Annotated in this window: 14 protein-coding genes; 6 read left to right on the plus strand and 8 right to left on the minus strand. The window is 70.0% G+C overall.

All coding sequences use genetic code 11. From position 1 onward, the window contains the following. Nucleotides 1–15 precede the first annotated feature (15 nt). Together rpsG and rpsL are read right to left on the minus strand one after the other, a co-directional pair. Nucleotides 16–486 carry a 30S ribosomal protein S7 gene (rpsG, locus tag DN051_RS16915; protein WP_053759523.1) on the minus strand — a complete coding sequence of 157 codons (471 nt, stop codon included), beginning with the start codon at nucleotides 484–486 and terminating at the stop codon, nucleotides 16–18. A 2-nt stretch (nucleotides 487–488) separates the two neighbouring features. After that, nucleotides 489–860, minus strand: a complete 372-nt coding sequence (gene rpsL, locus DN051_RS16920) for a 30S ribosomal protein S12 (protein ID WP_003948652.1) — start codon at nucleotides 858–860, stop codon at nucleotides 489–491. Between the two features lie 436 nt (nucleotides 861–1,296). Here rpsL and DN051_RS16925 point away from each other — a divergent pair, with 436 nt between their 5' ends. The 6 genes from DN051_RS16925 to DN051_RS16955 all read left to right on the plus strand — a co-directional run bounded on the left by DN051_RS16925 (nucleotide 1,297) and on the right by DN051_RS16955 (nucleotide 9,017). After that, a complete protein-coding gene (locus DN051_RS16925; RefSeq protein ID WP_112439006.1) occupies nucleotides 1,297–2,016 on the plus strand; it encodes a Crp/Fnr family transcriptional regulator in 720 nt (239 codons plus the stop codon). Between the two features lie 185 nt (nucleotides 2,017–2,201). Continuing rightward, nucleotides 2,202–3,083 (plus strand): hypothetical protein, encoded by an 882-nt coding sequence (locus DN051_RS16930; protein ID WP_112439007.1) that lies wholly within the window; start codon nucleotides 2,202–2,204, stop codon nucleotides 3,081–3,083. Then, entirely contained in the window at nucleotides 3,080–5,323 is a 2,244-nt protein-coding gene (locus DN051_RS16935; RefSeq protein WP_246041049.1) for a hypothetical protein, read from the plus strand. Before DN051_RS16930 ends, DN051_RS16935 begins: the two co-directional genes overlap by 4 nt. A 14-nt stretch (nucleotides 5,324–5,337) precedes the next feature. Continuing rightward, nucleotides 5,338–7,041, plus strand: a complete 1,704-nt coding sequence (locus tag DN051_RS45815) for a hypothetical protein (protein ID WP_199314945.1) — start codon at nucleotides 5,338–5,340, stop codon at nucleotides 7,039–7,041. Continuing rightward, nucleotides 7,038–7,583, plus strand: coding sequence for a Pycsar system effector family protein (locus DN051_RS16945; RefSeq protein WP_420709171.1), 546 nt, complete (start codon nucleotides 7,038–7,040; stop codon nucleotides 7,581–7,583). The genes DN051_RS45815 and DN051_RS16945 overlap by 4 nt, the downstream gene beginning before the upstream one ends. A 156-nt stretch (nucleotides 7,584–7,739) precedes the next feature. Further along, nucleotides 7,740–9,017, plus strand: a complete 1,278-nt coding sequence (locus DN051_RS16955) for a M48 family metalloprotease (protein ID WP_425471783.1) — start codon at nucleotides 7,740–7,742, stop codon at nucleotides 9,015–9,017. Between the two features lie 97 nt (nucleotides 9,018–9,114). Here DN051_RS16955 and DN051_RS16960 read toward each other — a convergent pair whose 3' ends face one another. The 6 genes from DN051_RS16960 to DN051_RS16990 all read right to left on the minus strand — a co-directional run bounded on the left by DN051_RS16960 (nucleotide 9,115) and on the right by DN051_RS16990 (nucleotide 20,139). Next, the gene (locus DN051_RS16960) at nucleotides 9,115–9,624 is read right to left on the minus strand and encodes a DUF1707 and DUF4190 domain-containing protein (RefSeq protein WP_079001809.1); all 510 of its coding nucleotides are present in this window, start codon (nucleotides 9,622–9,624) and stop codon (nucleotides 9,115–9,117) included. 106 nt (nucleotides 9,625–9,730) lie between these two features. Then, nucleotides 9,731–13,630, minus strand: coding sequence for a DNA-directed RNA polymerase subunit beta' (locus tag DN051_RS16965; protein ID WP_053762842.1), 3,900 nt, complete (start codon nucleotides 13,628–13,630; stop codon nucleotides 9,731–9,733). Between the two features lie 101 nt (nucleotides 13,631–13,731). Beyond that, on the minus strand, nucleotides 13,732–17,217 hold the full coding sequence (rpoB, locus tag DN051_RS16970) for a DNA-directed RNA polymerase subunit beta (protein ID WP_053762843.1): 3,486 nt from the start codon (nucleotides 17,215–17,217) through the stop codon (nucleotides 13,732–13,734). 613 nt (nucleotides 17,218–17,830) lie between these two features. Continuing rightward, nucleotides 17,831–18,217, minus strand: a complete 387-nt coding sequence (gene rplL / locus DN051_RS16980) for a 50S ribosomal protein L7/L12 (RefSeq protein WP_053762844.1) — start codon at nucleotides 18,215–18,217, stop codon at nucleotides 17,831–17,833. Nucleotides 18,218–18,331: 114 nt separating this feature from the next. After that, nucleotides 18,332–18,862 (minus strand): 50S ribosomal protein L10, encoded by a 531-nt coding sequence (gene rplJ, locus DN051_RS16985; protein WP_053762845.1) that lies wholly within the window; start codon nucleotides 18,860–18,862, stop codon nucleotides 18,332–18,334. A 332-nt stretch (nucleotides 18,863–19,194) separates the two neighbouring features. After that, a complete protein-coding gene (locus tag DN051_RS16990; RefSeq protein ID WP_112439008.1) occupies nucleotides 19,195–20,139 on the minus strand; it encodes an SCO4651 family lipoprotein in 945 nt (314 codons plus the stop codon). Nucleotides 20,140–20,233 lie beyond the last annotated feature (94 nt).

Below are 20,233 nucleotides of genomic sequence, written 5' to 3' on the forward strand. Positions count from 1 at the left end.
CGATGTGGACTGCGACTACCAGCGGTAGTGCGCGAAGGCCTTGTTGGACTCGGCCATCTTGTGCGTGTCCTCACGCTTCTTCACAGCGGCACCGAGGCCGTTGGAGGCGTCGAGGAGTTCGTTGAGCAGACGCTCGGTCATGGTCTTCTCGCGACGGGCGCGGGAGTAACCGACCAGCCAGCGCAGCGCCAGGGTGTTGGCGCGGCCGGGCTTGACCTCGACCGGCACCTGGTAGGTGGCGCCACCGACACGGCGGGACTTGACCTCGAGGGTCGGCTTGATGTTCTCGAGAGCGCGCTTCAGCGTGATGACCGGGTCGTTGCCCGACTTCTCACGCAGGCCCTCCATGGCGCCGTAGACGATGCGCTCGGCGGTGGAGCGCTTGCCGTTCAGCAGCACCTTGTTGATGAGGGAGGTCACCAGAGGAGAACCGTAGACCGGGTCGATGATGACCGGGCGCTTCGGGGCGGGGCCCTTACGAGGCATTCTTACTTCTCCTTCTTGGCGCCGTAGCGGCTGCGGGCCTGCTTGCGGTTCTTGACACCCTGGGTGTCGAGCGAGCCGCGGATGATCTTGTAGCGAACACCCGGCAGGTCCTTCACACGGCCGCCGCGCACGAGCACGATGGAGTGCTCCTGCAGGTTGTGTCCCTCACCCGGAATGTAAGCGGTGACCTCGATCCCGCTGGTCAGACGCACACGCGCGACCTTACGCAGGGCCGAGTTCGGCTTCTTCGGGGTGGTCGTGAACACACGCGTGCAGACGCCCCGGCGCTGAGGGGAACCCTCGAGTGCGGGCGTCTTGTTCTTCTCGACCTTGTCCTGCCGGCCCTTGCGGACCAGCTGCTGGATCGTAGGCACTACTTCTCCGGTTTCTGTGTGCCGAATGGTGAAGCTAACCTGGAACACCGCCGACCCACGCGGTCGGGTGTGTCGAATCCCGCGGACCTCCGCCGCAAGGCAGAAAAGCGCAGATTACGGTGGCCGCTCTCGGACCCTGTGCGGTTTGAAGGCACGCACGAGAGCCAGGGCACACCCCAGGCACAAGGTCTGAGCGTACCTACCGCACGGACTTCGGTCAAAACAAATGGAGCGCGGCCCGACACGCCGGACTTCTCATCTCTGTCCTCGGCTTTTCACCGCTGACCAGTCCTCCCACCGTACTGCTGTGCGGCCCCCCGTAGCAGATCGGAACCGGCGCCGGAGTCCGTGTGCCGACTTGGCCGGATCGCGCCCTTTACGTCGGCGCCCCTCAGTACTTTGATCCGTCCGCCGAGCGTAACGGGGGTTCAGCCTGATGAAACCGGCGCCGTACGGACCGGACGACGGGGGCCTGGAGGACCGGGTGCCCTTCCTGGCGCGCCTGGAGAGCCAGGACCGCACGGCACTGCTCTCCCTGGGCCGCGAGCTGCGCTTCTCACCGAGAGCCACCCTCCTCCACCAGCGCGAGCCGTCCTCGCACGTGCTGTTCCTGGTGGAGGGCTGGACCAAGGTCACGGCAGCGGCGGCCAACGGCTACGAGGCCCTGCTGGCGCTGCGCGGCGCGGGCGATGTCGTCGGCGAGTCGGCGGCGCTGACCGGGCGCCCGCGGTCGGCGACGGTGACCGCGCTGGAGCCGGTGCGGGCGGTGGCCCTGGAGCACGAGCTGTTCAAGGACTTCCTGGGCCGCTCCCCCGCGGTGTCGTTCGCCCTGCTCGGCCTCACCGCCGACCGCACGCGCGCGGCGGACCGGCGGCGGCTGGAGTTCGCCTCGATGAACGTCCGCCAGCGGTTCGCGGTCCTGCTGCTGGACCTCGCCCGCACCCACGGCCGCCGCACGGGCGACGGCATCGAACTCGCGGTCCCCCTCAGCAAGCAGGAACTGGCGGGTTCGGTGGGGGCCTCCCGGGAGATGGTGCAGCGGCTGCTGCGCGAACTGCGCGAGAAGGACGCGGTCGCCACGGGCCGCCGCACCCTGATGATCCTCCGCCCCGACGTGCTGCGCCGCATAGCGGCCACCGACCCTCAGCCGTCCTAGCCGTCCTGGGCCCCCTTCGTCCCCCACCCTGCCCGGTTGTCGCCCGCGGGGCGGCCTCGCCGCGTCGGGGCGACGTTCTGTGTACGCGTACACAGTTCGACTGCGTCATCCGCCCTCACGCCCCACGCTCCGCACGCGCCACTCTGCTGCCCTGCACGGCCACCCCCACCGTTCGAAGGGCGACCATGACCGACCCCGTGAGCCGCACGATCCTGTTGCTGGACATCGAGAGGTTCAGCGACCGTGACGACGTGGAGCAGGCGTATCTGCGGCGCATGCTCTACGACATCACCGACCGCGCGCTGGAGACCGCGGGCATCGACGAGACCCGCCGCCTGCGGGCCGACCGGGGCGACTCCGTCATGGAGCTGATCGACGCCAACGCCTCGGTCACCGCGCTGCTGCGGGCCCTGCTCACCGAGGTCCCGGCGCAGCTGCGGGCGGTCAACCGCATGGCGTCCTGCTCCGCGCAGATCCGGCTGCGCGGCGTCGTCGCCACCGGTTACGTGGCGGTCGACCGGCACGAGGGCTGGGTCGGCTCCGACCTGAACCACGCCTGCCGCCTGCTGGACGCCCACCTGCTGCGGGCCGCCCTGCGCGAGCGCGCCGACGACTTCGCCCTGTGCGTCTCGGACGCCCTGTACGCCGGGGTCGTACGGCACGACCATCCCGGCATCCCGGCGGCCGACTTCCACCGCGTGACGGTGGACAGCAAGAACGGCCCGCTGACGGCGTGGCTGCACGGGCCGGCGCCCGCCACCGGAGGCACGGCGGGAGCCGGCGAGGACCACAGTGAACGGGGGACGGGGGAGGCGCCGGGCGGCTCGGGGGGCCGCCCGGCGCCCGCGGCGGCGACGCCGAAGACCCCCGGGGCGAGCAGCCCGGCGCCGGCCGGATCGGAGGGAGCCCCGGCGCCGGGCCCGGTCCTCCACATCGACGGCGGCACGGTCAGCTTCGGCGGCGGCTATGTCGCCGGTGACCAGCACGGCGTCTCCGGCGGCCGGGTCACCGGCGACGTCGTCATGGGCGGCAAGGGCGAGCGGGGCGCGCCGGGTGAGGGCTCGTGAGCGGCCAGGAGGCGCAGGCCGGGGCGCCGGGCGGTGGCCCTCCGGGCCCGGCCGGCGGGGGCGCAGGCCCGGACCAGGGCGAGGCCGCCGGGGACGAGACCCGCAAGGACGGCGCGGCCGAGGAGTCCGAGGAACGGGACCAGCCGCAGAACGCCTGGTCGGCGCGGCGCGACCTGGTCGACCACAGCCCGCGCACCATGAAGATCGGCGCCCGGACGAGTTTCGCGGGCGGCTACGTCGCCGGTGACCAGCACGGCGTCTCCGGCGGCCGGGTCACCGGCGACGTCGTCATGGGCAGCAAGAAGGAGATCCACCACTGGTCGGTCCCCGGCCTGTCCGCGTTCCCGTCCGCGTCCGCTTCCGGCGAGATCCCCCGGGGCACGCTGGACCGGCTGGCCGGCTCGTTCGTCGCCGACGACGACACCGTCGGCGCTCTCCTGGACCGGCTGCGCCGCGACCGCGTCCTGGTGCTGTCCGGCGCCCGCTTCACCGGCCGCCGCACGGCCGCTCTGATGCTGCTGGACCGGCTCGGCGCCACGCCCGTGCACGCGCTGGACCGCGACACCACCCCGGGCACGCTCGCCGACCGGTTCACCGCGTCCGACGACGAGGACGACGCCGGGCGCGCCCGTGGATACGTCCTGTGCGACCTGGTGACCCGCCGCGGCAGCGCACTGCGTGAGACGCACCTGCTGGCCGCCGGTGACCGGCTCGCCGAGCGGGACGCCTATCTGGTGATCACCGTCGGCTCCAGCGCCGTACTGGAGGACGTTCCGTTCGTCGAGTGGCGGCCGCCGGCCGCCGCCGACGTGCTCGCCGCGCACCTGCGCGCCCAGGCCGACGAACCGGACGTCGAACGTCTGCTCGGGCTGCCGGACGTCAAGGAGTTCCTGGGCCGCAGCCACCAGTTGCGCGAGGTCGCCGCCTTCGCGCACACCCTCGGCCGGTACGCCGCCGGCCGGGCCGCCGAGCGGGAGGTGGCCGACTTCTCCCTCGCGGCGCTGGAGAACCAGGTCCAGGAGTGGTTCGAGGCGGACGAGACCGCCGTCCACCTGCGCGACAAGGCGTTCCTCATCGCGCTCGCCGCCTTCGACGACGGCCCCTACGCACTCACCGCCGAACTCAGCGACCTGCTCTACCGCTTCCTGCAGCGCACCGAGAACCCCAGCCGCGTCCCCGAGGTCCCCGTCTTCGGCACCCACATCGGCAAGCGGCTGCAACTGGCCCGCGCCCGCCGCTACGAGGACGACGAGCACACCGAGTGGGGGCCGGTGACCCAGTCGAAGGCGGCGTTCACCGACGAGCGGGCCGCGCTGGTGCTGCTTCGGGAGGTGTGGACGGGCCACCCCTCCGCCCGGCCCGCGCTGATCGAGTGGCTGCGCCGGCTCGCCGACGACGGCCGCCCACTGGTCCGCACCCGGGCCGCCTCCACCGTCGCCGTCCTCGCCCGTACCGACCTGCCGTCGGCGATGGCGCTGGTCATCGAGCCGTGGGCCACCTCCCATCTGTTCCGGCACCGGCTCGTCGCGGTCAACGCGCTCACCCTGGCCCACCACATCGGCACGCCGAACGTCCCGAGCGTCCTCGACGCCTGGTCCGGCGCCGGGGACCGGCGGCTGCGCTGGGTGGCGGTACGGGCGTACGCGCTGATCGGCCCGGAGCGCCCGCGGCAGGCACTGGCCGCGCTGCGCGACGCCGCCCGCGAGCTGTACCGGCACTTCGGCGACCCGGACGACTTCGACCGGGAGACGGCGCGGGAACTCGCCGAGGCCGTGGAACTGCTGCTGCTGTCGGCCGCCTCCACCGAGGTCCTCACCGAACTGCGCGCCCACCTCGAAGACGACCGGGCCGTGCGCGACCTGGCCCTGGGCGGCTTCGTCAACGCCTGCCGCCGCACCGAGGGCGACGACCGCCACGGCGGACCGCTCGTCCTCGACTGGTACGCGCGGGCCGCGGCGGCCGACGACACCACCGCCCGGGGCATCGCGCACCTGTGGCGGGAGGCGCTCGGCGACCAGTACTGGACCCGGCACGCCCTGGAGGTGATGCGCGACTGGGTACTGGCCGCCGACCGCTCCACGACCGCGGAATGGGCGCTCGCCGCCCTGCTGCCCGGGCTCGTCACCTCCGCACCCGAGCACCAGCGGCTGAACCATCTGCTGCGCACCATGCCCGGCACGGACGGAGATCCTCCGCCGGACGTCGCCGCCCGGCTGCTGAGCACGCTTCCACCCCGTTGACCGAAAGACGCGTCATGCCTTCCTTCCACCGCCCGCCCGACTGGCAGCAACCCGCCGACCGGCACACCCGGCTGACCGACCCGGTGCTCACCGTGCGGCAGCTCTCGCGCTTCGAGCTGTCGCTGAAGCACGTCGTACGCATCGACCACGCGCTGGTCTTCTCCACCCCGAAGGGCGGGTACGAGTCCTACCTGCCGCCCAGACGCCCGTCCCGCGGCGAGATCGCCGCGCACCGGTACACGGCCGTGTACGAGGTGGACACGGGCGTCCACCCCTTCACCGACACGCTGGCGCTGCCCAGCGACAACGACGCCTTCGAGTTCACCGCCGAGGTGGACGTCTCCTGGCGGGTGCACGACCCCGCGCGGTTCGTGGCGAGCGGCGTCCGGGACGTGCCCGCCCTGCTGCTCGGCGAACTCCAGCAGACGGCCCGTCCGGTGGCACGCCGGTTCTCGATCGCCGACAGCGCGGCCGCCGAGCAGGAACTGCTGCGCACACTCGCCGGCCCGCTCGGCGCGTCCGCGGGGCTCCACGTCGACCGGACGCTGCGGCTGCGCCGCGACCAGGCGAACATCGACCACCAGCACCGGCTCCAGGAGATCGACCACTCCGCCGCGGAGCAGATCCGTGTGGCCCGGCAGGGCATGCGGGTCGACGTCGAGACGGACCACCGGGACCGGCAGCAGGACGCCCTCCAACTGGGCCGGGCCATGGACTACGGGCGGCAGCAGCAGGAGTTGACGCTGCAACAGCAGCGCTGGCAGCACGAGCAGGCGATGCTCCAGGGGCAGCAGATGCTGGAGCTTCAGAAGATCGAGGCGCAGAAGATCGAGTTCTACCAGTGGCATCTGTCGCAGGGGGGCGTGCAGTCCTGGGCACTGCACCTCGCCCAGCACCCCGAGGACTCACGGGTCGTCATGCAGAGCCTGCGCGAGGACCAGTTGCGCATGATCCAGGCTCAGATGGACCTGGTGAAGGAGCTCCTCGGCGGCGAAGGCGCCGAGAAGTTCGAGCTGGAGGGCCCGAAGCAACTGGCGCTGCGCACGGTCAGCGACATCCTCAACCAGCGCCTGCCGGGCGTCCCCCAGACCCCGCCGCTGCTGCCCGCGCCGGACCAGGGCCACGTGGACGGAGGCGGTGGTCCGGCGCCCTACGACGCTTCGGCGCGGCCGTACGACGCCTCGACGCCGGCCCCGGCGCCGCCTGCGCCGCCGATCACCGGCCCGTACCCGGCCGGTCCGTACCCACCCGGCCCGCACCCAGACGGCCCGTACCCGGCCGGTCCCTACCCGACGGCTACGCCCTACGCCCCACCGCCCGCCGGTGTCCCCCACCCCGCACCACCCGCCGGCCCGGCGTCACCACCGCCGCCCCACGCCACGGCCCCGAATGCGCCCGGCACCCCGTACGCGCCGCCGCCCATGCCGTACGCCCCGCCGCCGGTCCCGCCCGGCGCTCCCGTGATCCAGGCCGCACCGGTCACGCCCCCGCCACCGGCGGCGTACCCGCCCCCGCGGCCCGCCGCCCCCGCCTGGCAGCCGCCGCCCGGCTACGGAACCAGCCCGACCGCACCTGCCGACCAGGCCTCCGCGACACCGACCCCGCCCCCGGACCGGGCCCCCGCGACGCCGCCCACCACGCCCGGCCCCGCCGCGGGCACCGACCGAGCGGACCCCGCCCGGGCGGACGGCACCGAAGACGAGGTGTCCCGCCCGTGACGACGGCCGACCCGGTGGCGCCCGCCCCGGCGACGGACGCCACCGCCGCGGTACGCCGCGCGGAGCTGTGCGAGCGGCTGCTGACGGACCTGCGTACCGAGATCGCCCGCGCGGACAGCAAGGCCGCCGTCCTCGTCGCCGCGCTCGGGATGACCGCGGGCGTGTTCAGCGGCCTGCTCGCCGGGCGGAACTGGTCCCCGGCCGCGCTCTCGGCGCCCGGCACCGCACTGTGGTGGGCCGGCGTCGTCTCCCTCGCCCTGTCCCTGTTCGCGCTGCTCCTGGCCGTACTGCCGCGTTACCGCACCGGGACGTGGGCGCCGGGGCAGCCCCTGTCGTACTTCGGCGACATCCAGCGCGCCGTTCGCGCGGGCCGGCTCGACACCGCGCTCGCGGACACCGAGGCGGATCCCGCGGCCGGCCTGACCGCCGCGCTCACCGAGACGAGCCGGATCGCCTGGCGCAAGCACCAGTGGATCCGCGTCGGGCTGATCGCCTTCTGCGCCGGAACGCTCCTGCTGCCCGCCTCCCTGCTGATCGGCTGACTCACGGGCCGGCCACCGCTCACGCAAAGCGAAGGAATCACCATGACCCAGCCGCCGGGCTCCCCGAACCACCCCGAGCCGCCCTCCCAGATCCCGCCCGCATACCCGCAGAGCCACCCGCAGACGCCGCCGCACCACCCACAGCCCCACCCCGGGCTGCCGCAACAGGGCCACCAGCAGGGCCAGACCCCGCCGCCATACCCTCAACCCCACCCGCAGACCACGCCCGCATACCCCCACCCCCACCCGCAGGCGCCGGCCGCATACCCACAGGGCCACCCACAGGCGCCGCAGTACCCCCAGCCCCACCCCCAACCGGCCCCTCAGTACCCACAGGCCTCGCCGCAGTACCCGCAGCTACCCCCGCAGTACGCCCACCCGGCGGCGCCTCCCCCACCGCAGTACCCCCAGCAGCCCTCGCACCCGCACGGCCCTCCCACGCCGCCCGGCCCGGCGGTAACTCCCACGCCGGACGATCCGGCGCACCCGCACCACATCAGCACCGACCGCGGGCGCGTGCACATCTCCGCCCAGCAGCGCCGCACCGACGCCACCGCCGTCGGCAGCCTCCTTCTCCATCTGCCGAACTTCCTGTGCAGCCTGGTCGTCGTCGTCCTGCTCTCACTGATCTTCGGCGACCTCGCCTTCCTGGTCGTCCTGGCCTGGCTCGCCAGCGGCGCACTGGTCTTCCACCGCCCCACGGAAAGCACCCTTGCGCGCCGTCTGCTCCGTCTGCGCTACCCCACCCCGCAAGAACGAGCCAGACTCGAACCCGTCTGGCGCGAGGTCACCGCCCGTGCCGGCGTCGAGGGCCGGAACTACGAGCTGTGGGTCGAGGACAGCGACGCGCTCAACGCGGTCGCCGCGGCCGGGCACATCGTCGGCGTCACCCGTTTCGCCGTGCACCAGCTGCCCAACGGCGAGCTGGCCGCCGTGATGGCACACGAGCTGGGCCATCACGTGGGCGGCCACGCCTGGTCCGGGCTGCTGGGGTACTGGTACGCGCTGCCCGGCCGGCTCGCCTGGCGGGTGCTACGCGCGGTCACGGGGTTCATGTTCCGGGTGTCCCGTGTCTTCTCCTGCTTCGGCGTGCTCTTCTTCGGCCTGTTCGCCGGCGTCGTCGCGCTCGCCACCATCACCACGCTGTACGGCCTGCCGCTGCTGGTCCTGGCCATGCCCTACGCGCTCGCCGCCGTCGGCCGCCGCTCCGAGCTGCGCGCCGACCAGCACGCCGCCGCACTGGGCTTCGCCCCGATGCTGGCCGCCGTACTGGAGAAGCTGCACCAGCAGGAACAGCAGCAGGTCGCCGCGCTCACCGCCGCGAACAGAGGGGTCGCGGTGTCCGAGTCGCCGCTCAGCAAGCTGCTGTCCTCGCACCCGGACCACTACACCCGGCTGCACCACCTGCAGCCGTACCTCCAGCCCCGCCCCTGACCGACCCGCCACGGCCCGGACCGCAACGGCCCGAGCCGCCCCGGGCCGGGCCACTCCAGGTCAGGGGTCAGGCCACCCCACGTCGGACCATCCCGGTTCAGGCCGTGCCCACCACCACCGCGATCATGACGAGCACCAGCAGCCAGCCGGCGATCGACAGCCAGCCCAGCACCAGGCCGGTCAGGGCCAGCCAGTCGCCCTCCTCCTCCCGGCTGCGGATCTCGGCACGTGCCATGTGCCCCAGGATCACCGCGGGCACGGCGGTGATCCCGACGGTCACCAGGCACAGCGCCCCGCAGATCGCGGATCCGACCGCCTTCGCGTTGATCCGCGCCCGCGGCTCCGCGACGAACGTGGAGGGGACGGCCGAGCCGGCCGTGCCGGGCGGTACGGGGCCCTGCGGCAGGTCGGCGACCAGCCGTGCCAGCTCCCCCACGGTCCGGGCCGCGTACGCCCGGGTGACCCGTCTCTCGAATTCGGCTTGTTCCAGCCGCCCCTCCCCCAAGCCGGCTTTGAGCACGTCCACGGCCCGCTCGCGATCGGCGTGCGAGGCGCGTACGGACGGGGTGCTGTGCGGCTCCCATGGCTGCCAAGCGGGGTACGACACCGCCAACCACCTCCCGGGACGGCGGGGGTCCCCTCCATGATGCGCCGAAGGGCGGCCCCCCGGTAACGGGGAGACCGCCCTTCAGCGTTTGGAGCTGTTTGCTCGCCTACTGGTTGTACGGACCGTAGTCGTAGTCCTCCAGCGGCACGGCCTGGCCGGAGCCGGTGCCGAACGGCGAGTAGTCGATGTCGTCGTAGCCGACGGCCGAGTACATCGCGGCCTTGGCCTCCTCGGTCGGCTCCACCCGGATGTTGCGGTAGCGGGACAGACCCGTACCGGCCGGGATGAGCTTACCGATGATGACGTTCTCCTTGAGGCCGATCAGGGAGTCGGACTTGGCGTTGATCGCCGCGTCCGTCAGAACCCTGGTCGTCTCCTGGAAGGACGCCGCCGACAGCCACGACTCGGTCGCCAGCGAGGCCTTGGTGATACCCATCAGCTGCGGACGACCGGAGGCCGGGTGACCGCCCTCCTGGACCACACGACGGTTCTCGGTCTCGAACTTCGACCGCTCGACCAGCTCGCCGGGCAGCAGCTCGGCGTCGCCGGACTCGATGATCGTCACACGGCGCAGCATCTGCCGGATGATGATCTCGATGTGCTTGTCGTGGATCGACACACCCTGCGAGTTGTAGACCTTCTGGACCTCGCCGACCAGGTGGACCTGGACGGCACGCTGGCCCAGGATGCGCAGCACGTCGTGCGGGTTGGTGGCACCCACGGTGAGCTTCTGGCCCACCTCGACGTGCTCGCCCTCGCTGACCAGGAGTCGGGCGCGCTTCGAGATCGGGTACGCCGTCTCGTCGCTGCCGTCGTCCGGCGTGATGACGATCTTCTTGGTCTTCTCGGTCTCCTCGATCCGCACGCGGCCGGAGGCCTCGGAGATCGGGGCGACACCCTTCGGGGTACGGGCCTCGAAGAGCTCGACGACACGCGGCAGACCCTGGGTGATGTCGTCACCGGCCACACCACCGGTGTGGAAGGTACGCATCGTCAGCTGGGTACCGGGCTCACCGATGGACTGGGCGGCGATGATGCCGACCGCCTCACCGATGTCGACCAGCTTGCCGGTGGCCAGCGAGCGGCCGTAGCACATCGCGCAGGTACCGACGGCGGACTCGCAGGTCAGGACCGAGCGGGTCTTGACCTCCGCGACGCCGTAGCGGATCAGCTCGTCGATGAGCACGTCGCCCAGGTCGGTACCGGCCGGGGCCAGCACCTTGCCGTCGACGACGATGTCCTCGGCGAGGCAGCGCGCGTACACGGACGTCTCGACGTCCTCGGCCTTGATCAGCGTGCCGTCGCCGCCGCGGGCGGCGATCTGCAGACGCAGACCGCGGTCGGTGCCGCAGTCCTCCTCGCGGATGATCACGTCCTGCGAGACGTCGACCAGACGACGGGTCAGGTAACCCGAGTCGGCGGTACGCAGTGCGGTGTCCGCCAGACCCTTACGGGCACCGTGCGTGGAGATGAAGTACTCCAGCACGGACAGACCCTCACGGAACGACGCCTTGATCGGACGCGGGATCGTCTCGTTCTTCGCGTTCGACACCAGACCACGCATACCGGCGATCTGACGCATCTGCATCATGTTGCCTCGTGCGCCCGAGCTCACCATCATGAAGATCGGGTTGGTCTTCGGGAAGTTCTCGTTCATCGCCTCGGCGACCTCGTTGGTCGCCTTGGTCCAGATCGCGATGAGCTCCTGCGTGCGCTCGTCCTTGGTGATCAGACCGCGCTCGTACTGCTTCTGGACCTTCTCGTCCTGGGCCTCGTAGCCCTTGACGATCTCCCGCTTGGCCTCGGGGACCACGACGTCGGAGATGGCGACGGTGACGCCGGAACGGGTGGCCCAGAAGAAGCCGGACGCCTTCAGGTTGTCGAGCGTCGCCGCCACGATGACCTTCGGGTAGCGCTCGGCCAGGTCGTTGACGATCTGGGAGAGCTGCTTCTTGCCGACCTCGTAGTCGACGAACGGGTAGTCCTCGGGCAGCAGCTCGTTGAAGAGGGCACGGCCGAGCGTGGTCTTCAGCGTGAAGCTGTCACCCTGCTGCCACTCCGGCTCGCCCTCCTCACGGACCGGCGGCTCCCAGCCACGCGGCGGGATGGTGCCCACCGGGAAGCGGATGTCGACCGGCGCCTGGAGCGAGAGCTCGCCGGCGTCGAACGCCATGATCGCCTCGGCGACCGAGGAGAACGGGCGGTCGGTGCCCTTGATCTCGCGGCCCTCGGCGTCGGTGGTGAGGAAGTACAGACCCAGCACCATGTCCTGGGTCGGCATCGTCACCGGACGGCCGTCGGCGGGCTTGAGGATGTTGTTCGAGGACAGCATGAGGATGCGGGCCTCGGCCTGCGCCTCCGCGGACAGCGGCAGGTGCACGGCCATCTGGTCACCGTCGAAGTCCGCGTTGAACGCGGTGCAGACGAGCGGGTGGATCTGGATGGCCTTGCCCTCGACCAGCTGCGGCTCGAAGGCCTGGATGCCGAGGCGGTGCAGCGTGGGCGCACGGTTCAGCAGAACCGGGTGCTCCGCGATGACCTCTTCCAGCACGTCGTACACGACCGTGCGGCCGCGCTCGACCATGCGCTTGGCGCTCTTGATGTTCTGCGCGTGGTTCAGGTCGACCAGACGCTTCATCACGAACGGCTTGAAGAGCTCCAGCGCCATGGCCTTGGGCAGACCGCACTGGTGCAGCTTGAGCTGCGGGCCGACGACGATGACGGAACGCGCCGAGTAGTCGACTCGCTTGCCGAGCAGGTTCTGACGGAAACGACCCTGCTTGCCCTTCAGCATGTCGCTGAGGGACTTCAGCGGGCGGTTGCCCGGACCGGTGACCGGACGGCCGCGGCGGCCGTTGTCGAACAGCGCGTCGACGGCCTCCTGGAGCATGCGCTTCTCGTTGTTCACGATGATCTCGGGCGCGCCGAGGTCGAGAAGCCGCTTCAGTCGGTTGTTCCGGTTGATCACACGGCGGTACAGGTCGTTGAGGTCGGAGGTCGCGAAGCGGCCACCGTCCAGCTGCACCATCGGACGCAGGTCCGGCGGGATCACCGGGACGCAGTCGAGGACCATGCCCTTGGGGCTGTTGGAGGTCTGCAGGAACGCGGACACGACCTTCAGCCGCTTCAGCGCACGGGTCTTCTTCTGGCCCTTGCCGGTGCGGATGATCTCGCGGAGGCGCTCGGCCTCCTCCTCCAGATCGAAGGACTCCAGGCGCTTCTGCAGCGCCGCGGCACCCATCGAACCGTCGAAGTACGTGCCGAAGCGGTCACGCAGCTCGCGGTAGAGCAGCTCGTCGCCCTCCAGGTCCTGGACCTTGAGGTTCTTGAAGCGGTTCCACACCTCGTCGAGACGGTCGATCTCGCGCTGGGCGCGGTCGCGCAGCTGCTTCATCTCGCGCTCGGCGCCCTCGCGCACCTTGCGGCGCACGTCGGCCTTGGCACCCTCGGCCTCCAGCTCGGCCAGGTCGGCCTCGAGCTTCTTGGCACGGGCCTCCAGGTCGGCGTCACGGCGCTGCTCGATCTGCTGGCGCTCGACGGAGACGTGGGCCTCCAGCGAGGGCAGGTCGCGCGTACGGCGCTCCTCGTCGACGTACGTGATCATGTACGCAGCGAAGTAGATGACCTTCTCCAGGTCCTTCGGGGCGAGGTCGAGCAGGTAGCCCAGCCGCGACGGAACGCCCTTGAAGTACCAGATGTGCGTGACGGGGGCGGCCAGCTCGATGTGGCCCATCCGCTCACGGCGCACCTTGGCGCGCGTGACCTCGACGCCACAGCGCTCGCAGATGATGCCCTTGAAGCGAACGCGCTTGTACTTGCCGCAGTAGCACTCCCAGTCCCGGGTCGGACCGAAGATCTTCTCGCAGAAGAGTCCGTCCTTCTCGGGCTTGAGGGTGCGGTAGTTGATGGTCTCGGGCTTCTTGACCTCGCCGTGGCTCCACTGACGGATGTCGTCAGCGGTGGCCAGGCCGATCCGGAGCTCGTCGAAGAAGTTGACGTCGAGCACTATGCGTCAATCCCTCTCAGGGTCGTAAGTCTTTGGGTCTGAAACGGGGTCCCGGGGTCGGCGGGCCTTCTGCGGTTGTTCAGAAGGCCCGCCGGACTCCGTCAGACCTCTTCGACGCTGCTCGGCTCGCGCCGGGACAGGTCGATGCCGAGCTCCTCCGCAGCGCGGAAGACGTCCTCGTCGGTGTCACGCATCTCGATGGACATACCGTCGCTGGACAGCACCTCCACGTTCAGGCAGAGAGACTGCATCTCCTTGATGAGCACCTTGAAGGACTCGGGGATGCCGGGCTCGGGGATGTTCTCGCCCTTGACGATGGCCTCGTAGACCTTCACGCGGCCGGTGACGTCGTCGGATTTGATGGTCAGCAGCTCCTGGAGGGCGTACGCGGCGCCGTAGGCCTCCAGTGCCCACACCTCCATCTCGCCGAAGCGCTGGCCACCGAACTGGGCCTTACCACCCAGCGGCTGCTGGGTGATCATGGAGTACGGACCGGTCGAGCGGGCGTGCAGCTTGTCGTCGACCAGGTGGTGGAGCTTGAGGATGTACATGTAGCCGACCGAGATCGGCTCCGGGAAGGGCTCACCCGAGCGGCCGTCGAACAGCGGAGCCTTACCGGACGGAAGCACCATGCGCTCACCGTCGCGGTTGGGGATCGTGTGCTCGAGCAGACCGGCGAGCTCGTCCTCGCGGGCACCGTCGAAGACCGGGGTCGCGACGTTGGTGCCGGGGTCGACACTGTCGGCGCCGATCGCCTGGAGACGCTGCGCCCACTCGTCGGCGAGGCCGGAGACGTCCCAGCCGCGGCTGGCGAGCCAGCCGAGGTGGATCTCCAGGACCTGTCCCGGGTTCATTCGGGACGGGACACCGAGCGGGTTGAGGATGATGTCGACCGGGGTGCCGTCCTCCAGGAACGGCATGTCCTCGATCGGCAGGATCTTCGAGATGACGCCCTTGTTGCCGTGACGGCCGGCGAGCTTGTCACCGTCGGTGATCTTTCGCTTCTGCGCGACGTAGACGCGCACCAGCTGGTTCACACCGGGCGGGAGCTCGTCGCCCTCCTCGCGGTCGAAGACGCGCACGCCGATGACCTTGCCGGTCTCACCGTGCGGCACCTTCAGCGAGGTGTCACGGACCTCACGGGCCTTCTCACCGAAGATCGCGCGCAGCAGGCGCTCCTCGGGGGTCAGCTCGGTCTCGCCCTTCGGGGTGACCTTGCCGACGAGGATGTCGCCGGCGATGACCTCGGCACCGATCCGGATGATGCCGCGCTCGTCCAGGTCGGCGAGGACCTCCTCGGAGACGTTCGGGATGTCCCGGGTGATCTCCTCGGGGCCGAGCTTGGTGTCACGGGCGTCGACCTCGTGCTCCTCGATGTGGATCGAGGAGAGGACGTCGTCCTGCACGAGGCGCTGCGACAGGATGATCGCGTCCTCGTAGTTGTGACCCTCCCACGGCATGAACGCCACGAGCAGGTTCTTGCCGAGGGCCATCTCACCGTTCTCGGTGGCCGGACCGTCGGCGAGGACCTGGCCCTCGATGACGTGGTCGCCCTCGTTGACGATGACCTTCTGGTTGACCGAGGTGCCCTGGTTGGAGCGGGCGAACTTGGCCAGGCGGTACGTGATGTACGTGCCGTCGTCGTTGGCGGTGGTGATGTAGTCCGCGGAGACCTCCTGGACCACGCCGGCCTTCTCGGCCTTGACCACGTCGCCGGCGTCGACCGCGGAGCGGTACTCCATGCCGGTGCCGACGAGCGGGGACTCCGCCTGGATCAGCGGAACGGCCTGGCGCATCATGTTCGCGCCCATGAGGGCGCGGTTGGCGTCGTCGTGCTCCAGGAAGGGGATCATGGCGGTCGCGACCGACACCATCTGGCGCGGCGAGACGTCCATGTAGTCCACGTCCTCGGGCGCGACGTAGTCGACCTCGCCGCCACGGCGGCGGACCAGCACGCGGGCCTCGGCGAAGCGGAGCTCGTCGGTGAGCGGCGCGTTGGCCTGCGCGATGACGAACCGGTCCTCCTCGTCGGCGGTCAGGTAGTTCACCTCGTCGGTGACCTGGCCGTCGACGACCTTGCGGTACGGGGTCTCGACGAAACCGAACGCGTTGACCCGGCCGTAGGTGGCGAGCGAGCCGATCAGACCGATGTTCGGGCCTTCGGGCGTCTCGATCGGGCACATGCGGCCGTAGTGCGAGGGGTGCACGTCACGGACCTCGAAGCCGGCCCGCTCACGGGACAGACCACCCGGGCCGAGCGCGGACAGACGACGCTTGTGCGTCAGCCCGGACAGCGGGTTGTTCTGGTCCATGAACTGCGACAGCTGGCTGGTGCCGAAGAACTCCTTGATGGAGGCGACGACCGGCCGGATGTTGATCAGGGTCTGCGGCGTGATCGCCTCGACGTCCTGGGTCGTCATGCGCTCGCGCACGACGCGCTCCATACGAGCCAGACCCGTGCGGACCTGGTTCTGGATGAGCTCGCCGACGTTGCGCAGACGACGGTTGCCGAAGTGGTCGATGTCGTCGGTCTCGACGACGATCGACTGACCGTTGCCGCCGACGGTCTCGGTCTCACCGGCGTGCAGCTGCACCAGGTACTTGATCGTCGCGATGATGTCCTCGACGGTCAGGACACCCGCGTCCAGCTGCGTGTCCGTACCCAGCTTCTTGTTGACCTTGTAGCGGCCGACCTTGGCGAGGTCGTAGCGCTTGGGGTTGAAGTACAGGTTCTCCAGCAGCGTCTGCGCGGCCTCACGCGTGGGGGGCTCGCCCGGACGCAGCTTGCGGTAGATGTCGAGCAGCGCGTCGTCCTGGCCCTGGGTGTGGTCCTTCTCCAGGGTGGCGCGCATCGACTCGTACTCGCCGAACTCCTCCAGGATCTGCTCGGTCGTCCAGCCGAGAGCCTTGAGCAGCACGGTGACGGACTGCTTGCGCTTGCGGTCGATACGGACACCGACCATGTCGCGCTTGTCGATCTCCATCTCCAGCCAGGCACCCCGGGACGGGATGATCTTGGCGGAGAAGATGTCCTTGTCGGACGTCTTGTCGATGCTGGAGTCGAAGTAGACACCGGGCGAGCGGACCAGCTGCGACACCACGACACGCTCGGTGCCGTTGATGACGAACGTGCCCTTGTTCGTCATGAGCGGGAAGTCGCCCATGAAGACCGTCTGGGACTTGATCTCGCCGGTCTCGTTGTTGGTGAATTCGGCGGTGACGAACAGAGGAGCCGCGTAGGTGAAGTCACGCTCCTTGCACTCGTCGATCGAGTTCTTCGGCGGCTCGAAGCGGTGGTCGCGGAAAGTCAGCGACATCGACCCGCTGAAGTCCTCGATCGGGGAGATCTCCTCGAAGATCTCCTCGAGCCCGGACTTGGTGGGGACGTCCTGACCGTTGTCCAGAGCCTCCTCGACACGAGCCTTCCACGCGTCATTGCCGAGCAGCCAGTCGAAGCTCTCGGTTTGCAGCGCAAGAAGGTTCGGAACCTCGAGGGGCTCCTTGATCTTTGCAAAGGAGATGCGCAGCGGGGCGGTGCTGGCGCCGTTGTTCGTATTCGCGGTCGAGGCATTGCGCGAGGCGGCCAAGAGGGGGTCCTTCCGAGGGCTCGGACTCACTACGCGCGTGCCGGCCCCTCACCGGATACACAGAGCCGGACTCCTCCGAAATGGCGTTTCGCCAGGTCAGGAACGGTCTGGTGGTCAGTGCTCAAGCGAGGGCAGGCCCCTGGTGACGGGCAGGGGACAGCTAACAGGCAGCGCAAAGGGTCAGTGTAGCCACAAGGCCCACTGATGTCCAGTGCGGGTTTTCAGAACCCTCGTCGCCCTCGTTGTACTCAACCCCTGCGGCAAGACCACGCCCTCGACGCACGTTGATACTGCCCTCTTCGTCGTCGATCCATGCCTCGGATCTTGGATCGTTGTGACGACGCGTCCTGAGAATTGCGCGCTGCGTGCAGTTCGTCAAGGCCCCCCTGGCCCAAACCGGATGCTGCGCTCGTCACTTGCGGCGCTCGGAGGCAAGACGAAGATCACCTTACCGCTCACGACCGGGCGTGCAAGGCTGCCGCCACCGGAGCCCCCGAACGCCGAAGGGCGACCACCCGGATGGATGATCGCCCTTCGGTGCGTTCGCGTTACAGCCCTTCGAAGGACCGTGTTCAGCGCGCGGGAGGTACGGAGAGACTCCGGACCGGAGGTGTTACTTGACCTCGACGGAGGCGCCGGCGCCCTCGAGGGCCTCCTTGGCCTTCTCCGCGGCGTCCTTGGCGACCTTCTCGAGGACGGGCTTCGGGGCGCCGTCCACCAGGTCCTTGGCCTCCTTCAGGCCGAGGGAGGTCAGCTCGCGCACGACCTTGATGACCTGGATCTTCTTGTCGCCGGCGCCGGTGAGGACGACGTCGAACTCGTCCTGCTCCTCGACGGCCTCGGCGGCGGCGCCACCAGCGGCACCGGCAACGACGACCGGCGCGGCAGCGGCGGCGGTGACGTCGAACTTCTCCTCGAACGCCTTCACGAACTCGGAGAGCTCGATGAGGGTCATCTCCTCGAACTGCGCGAGCAGGTCTTCCTGAGACAGCTTCGCCATGATGGCGGTCCTTCCACTAATTCGGCGGGTGCCGGATGTACATGTGAGGCGGGCGTACGTCTGGCCCGCTGTGACCGTCGCGTTCAGGCTGCGGCGGTCAGTGTGCGAGCCGAGTTACTCGGCACCGCCCTGCTCGGCCTGCTTGGCGCGCAGCGCGTCCACGGTGCGGACGAGCTTCGACGGCAGCGCCTGGAAGACGGAGGCAGCCTGGGACTGCTTCGCCTTGAAGGCACCGGCCAGCTTGCTGAGCAGAACCTCGCGGGACTCGAGGTCCGCAAGCTTCTTGATCTCATCGGCGGACAGCGCCTTGCCGTCAAGGACACCGCCCTTGATGATGAGATTCGGGTTGTCCTTGGCGAAGTCACGAAGACCCTTCGCCGACTCCACCGGGTCACCGGTGACGAAGGCGACGGCCGTCGGACCAGCGAAGAGCTGGTCGTCCAGCGTGATCCCGGCCTCGTTGGCCGCAATCTTGGTCAGCGTGTTCTTCACCACGGCGTACTGGGCGTTCTCACCGAGCGAACGACGCAGCGTCTTGAGCTGCGCCACGGTGAGACCGCGGTACTCGGTCAGCACGGCGGCGTTGGAGCTGCGGAACTTGTCCGTCAGCTCGGCAACCGCGGCAGCCTTGTCGGGCCTCGCCATAGAGCCTCGGCCTCCTTCCGGGTGATTCGGACCGCGCGGACCCGAAGGAGAACTGGGGAAAACGAAACGCCCCGGCGCAGGTGCACGGGGCGTAGCTCGACCAGATGGGTTCCGCGGTGCGGATCCGGTCCGGGAGCACTTCCACTGTCACCTGCGCGGGTCGTCCGCAGTTCAGCGGATCCTTCGGCCACCGCACTCTCTTGCGAGCGCACGGCAACGACCAGCGGTCTTTGGCTTCGGCAGAAGAGTACGGGACCGGATCGCTGTCGAGCAAATCCGGTCGTACCGTCCTCAGGCGGCGGCGTCCTCGCCGGGCCCTTCCAGCAACTGCCTCAACGCGACAGCCCTGTGCCTCCCTGCCGCCGGAGGAGTTCGTCGAAGTCCTGGGTGTCGTCGGCCGGGGGCGGCTCGGCGTCGACGTCGGCTCCGTAGTCGCTGTAGTAGGCGGTCTGGGTCAGCTCGCCCGTCGCCGTCCGGCCCTTCTCGACCTTCTTCACCAGCAGGTCCCGGTCGTTGATCCAGATGTCCACGCTCTGACTGGTCACGCCGGCCCGCTCGAGCAGTGCCTTCAGATCGGCCAGCCGGCTCTCGGACAGGTGCGGGTTCCGGGCGGCGAGGTCGGCCACGTCGACCGTGCCGGCGTAGTGCGTGGTGCGCTCCCCGCGGACCTGCTCCTCGCCGACCTTCCGGACGTTCCCGGAGGCCAGCAGCAGTTCCACCGACTGCTGCGGGGTGGTGTTGCGCATCTGGTCCTGGAGGTACGCGCCCGAGCCGCCGGCGAGGTCCGCCATCTCGTCGTACGCGTATCTCACCCAGTGTCTGCCGCCGGCCTTCTCGGCGAACGCGTCGCCCATCCGCGCGTAGTACGCGTCGGGCAGGTAGCGGGCCTCCATCGAGGTGCTGCCGAGGCGGCGCATGGTGTCGGCGATGGTGCCGCCGGTGTAGGTGATGGTCAGCGTGCCGGTGATGCCGTCGTCCCAGCCGAGGGTGCCGGCGGCGGTCATGGACATCAGGCTGCCCATGGTGGTGGTGGACTCGACCCGGGCGGAGTCGCCCCGGTCGGTGGACCGCTCGGCGGTGCGCAGCGCGGCCACCGAGCCGGTCTGGGCAGCTCCCGACCGGCCGATGCCGTCGTCCTTCGCCGGGCGGTCGGAGTCGGCGTCGGAGGCGGTGCAGGCGACGAGGGTCAGCGCGGTGACGGCCACGGTCGCCAGGGCCGCGCGGCGCAGGCCCGCACGCGGGTTGCCGCTCGTCACGCGCGGGCTGCTGCTCGTCATTCGTCCCCCTGGGCGAGATCCGGTCCCGTGCCAGCACGCTAACCCAGGGGGCTGACAGGCGTACCCGGTACCCGCAAGGGAACGGGCCCCGCAC

The organism is Streptomyces cadmiisoli, from assembly GCF_003261055.1.
Classification (GTDB): Bacteria; Actinomycetota; Actinomycetes; order Streptomycetales; family Streptomycetaceae; genus Streptomyces; species Streptomyces cadmiisoli.

Excerpts from the sequence above, each read along its gene's own strand:
- rplL (WP_053762844.1), bottom strand. The coding sequence starts at position 18,217 with ATGGCGAAGCTGTCTCAGGAAGACCTGCTCGCGCAGTTCGAGGAGATG.
- DN051_RS45815 (WP_199314945.1), top strand. The coding sequence starts at position 5,338 with ATGCCTTCCTTCCACCGCCCGCCCGACTGGCAGCAACCCGCCGACCGG.
- DN051_RS16930 (WP_112439007.1), top strand. The coding sequence starts at position 2,202 with ATGACCGACCCCGTGAGCCGCACGATCCTGTTGCTGGACATCGAGAGG.
- DN051_RS16990 (WP_112439008.1), bottom strand. The coding sequence starts at position 20,139 with ATGACGAGCAGCAGCCCGCGCGTGACGAGCGGCAACCCGCGTGCGGGC.
- rpsG (WP_053759523.1), bottom strand. The coding sequence starts at position 486 with ATGCCTCGTAAGGGCCCCGCCCCGAAGCGCCCGGTCATCATCGACCCG.
- DN051_RS16925 (WP_112439006.1), top strand. The coding sequence starts at position 1,297 with ATGAAACCGGCGCCGTACGGACCGGACGACGGGGGCCTGGAGGACCGG.
- rplJ (WP_053762845.1), bottom strand. The coding sequence starts at position 18,862 with ATGGCGAGGCCCGACAAGGCTGCCGCGGTTGCCGAGCTGACGGACAAG.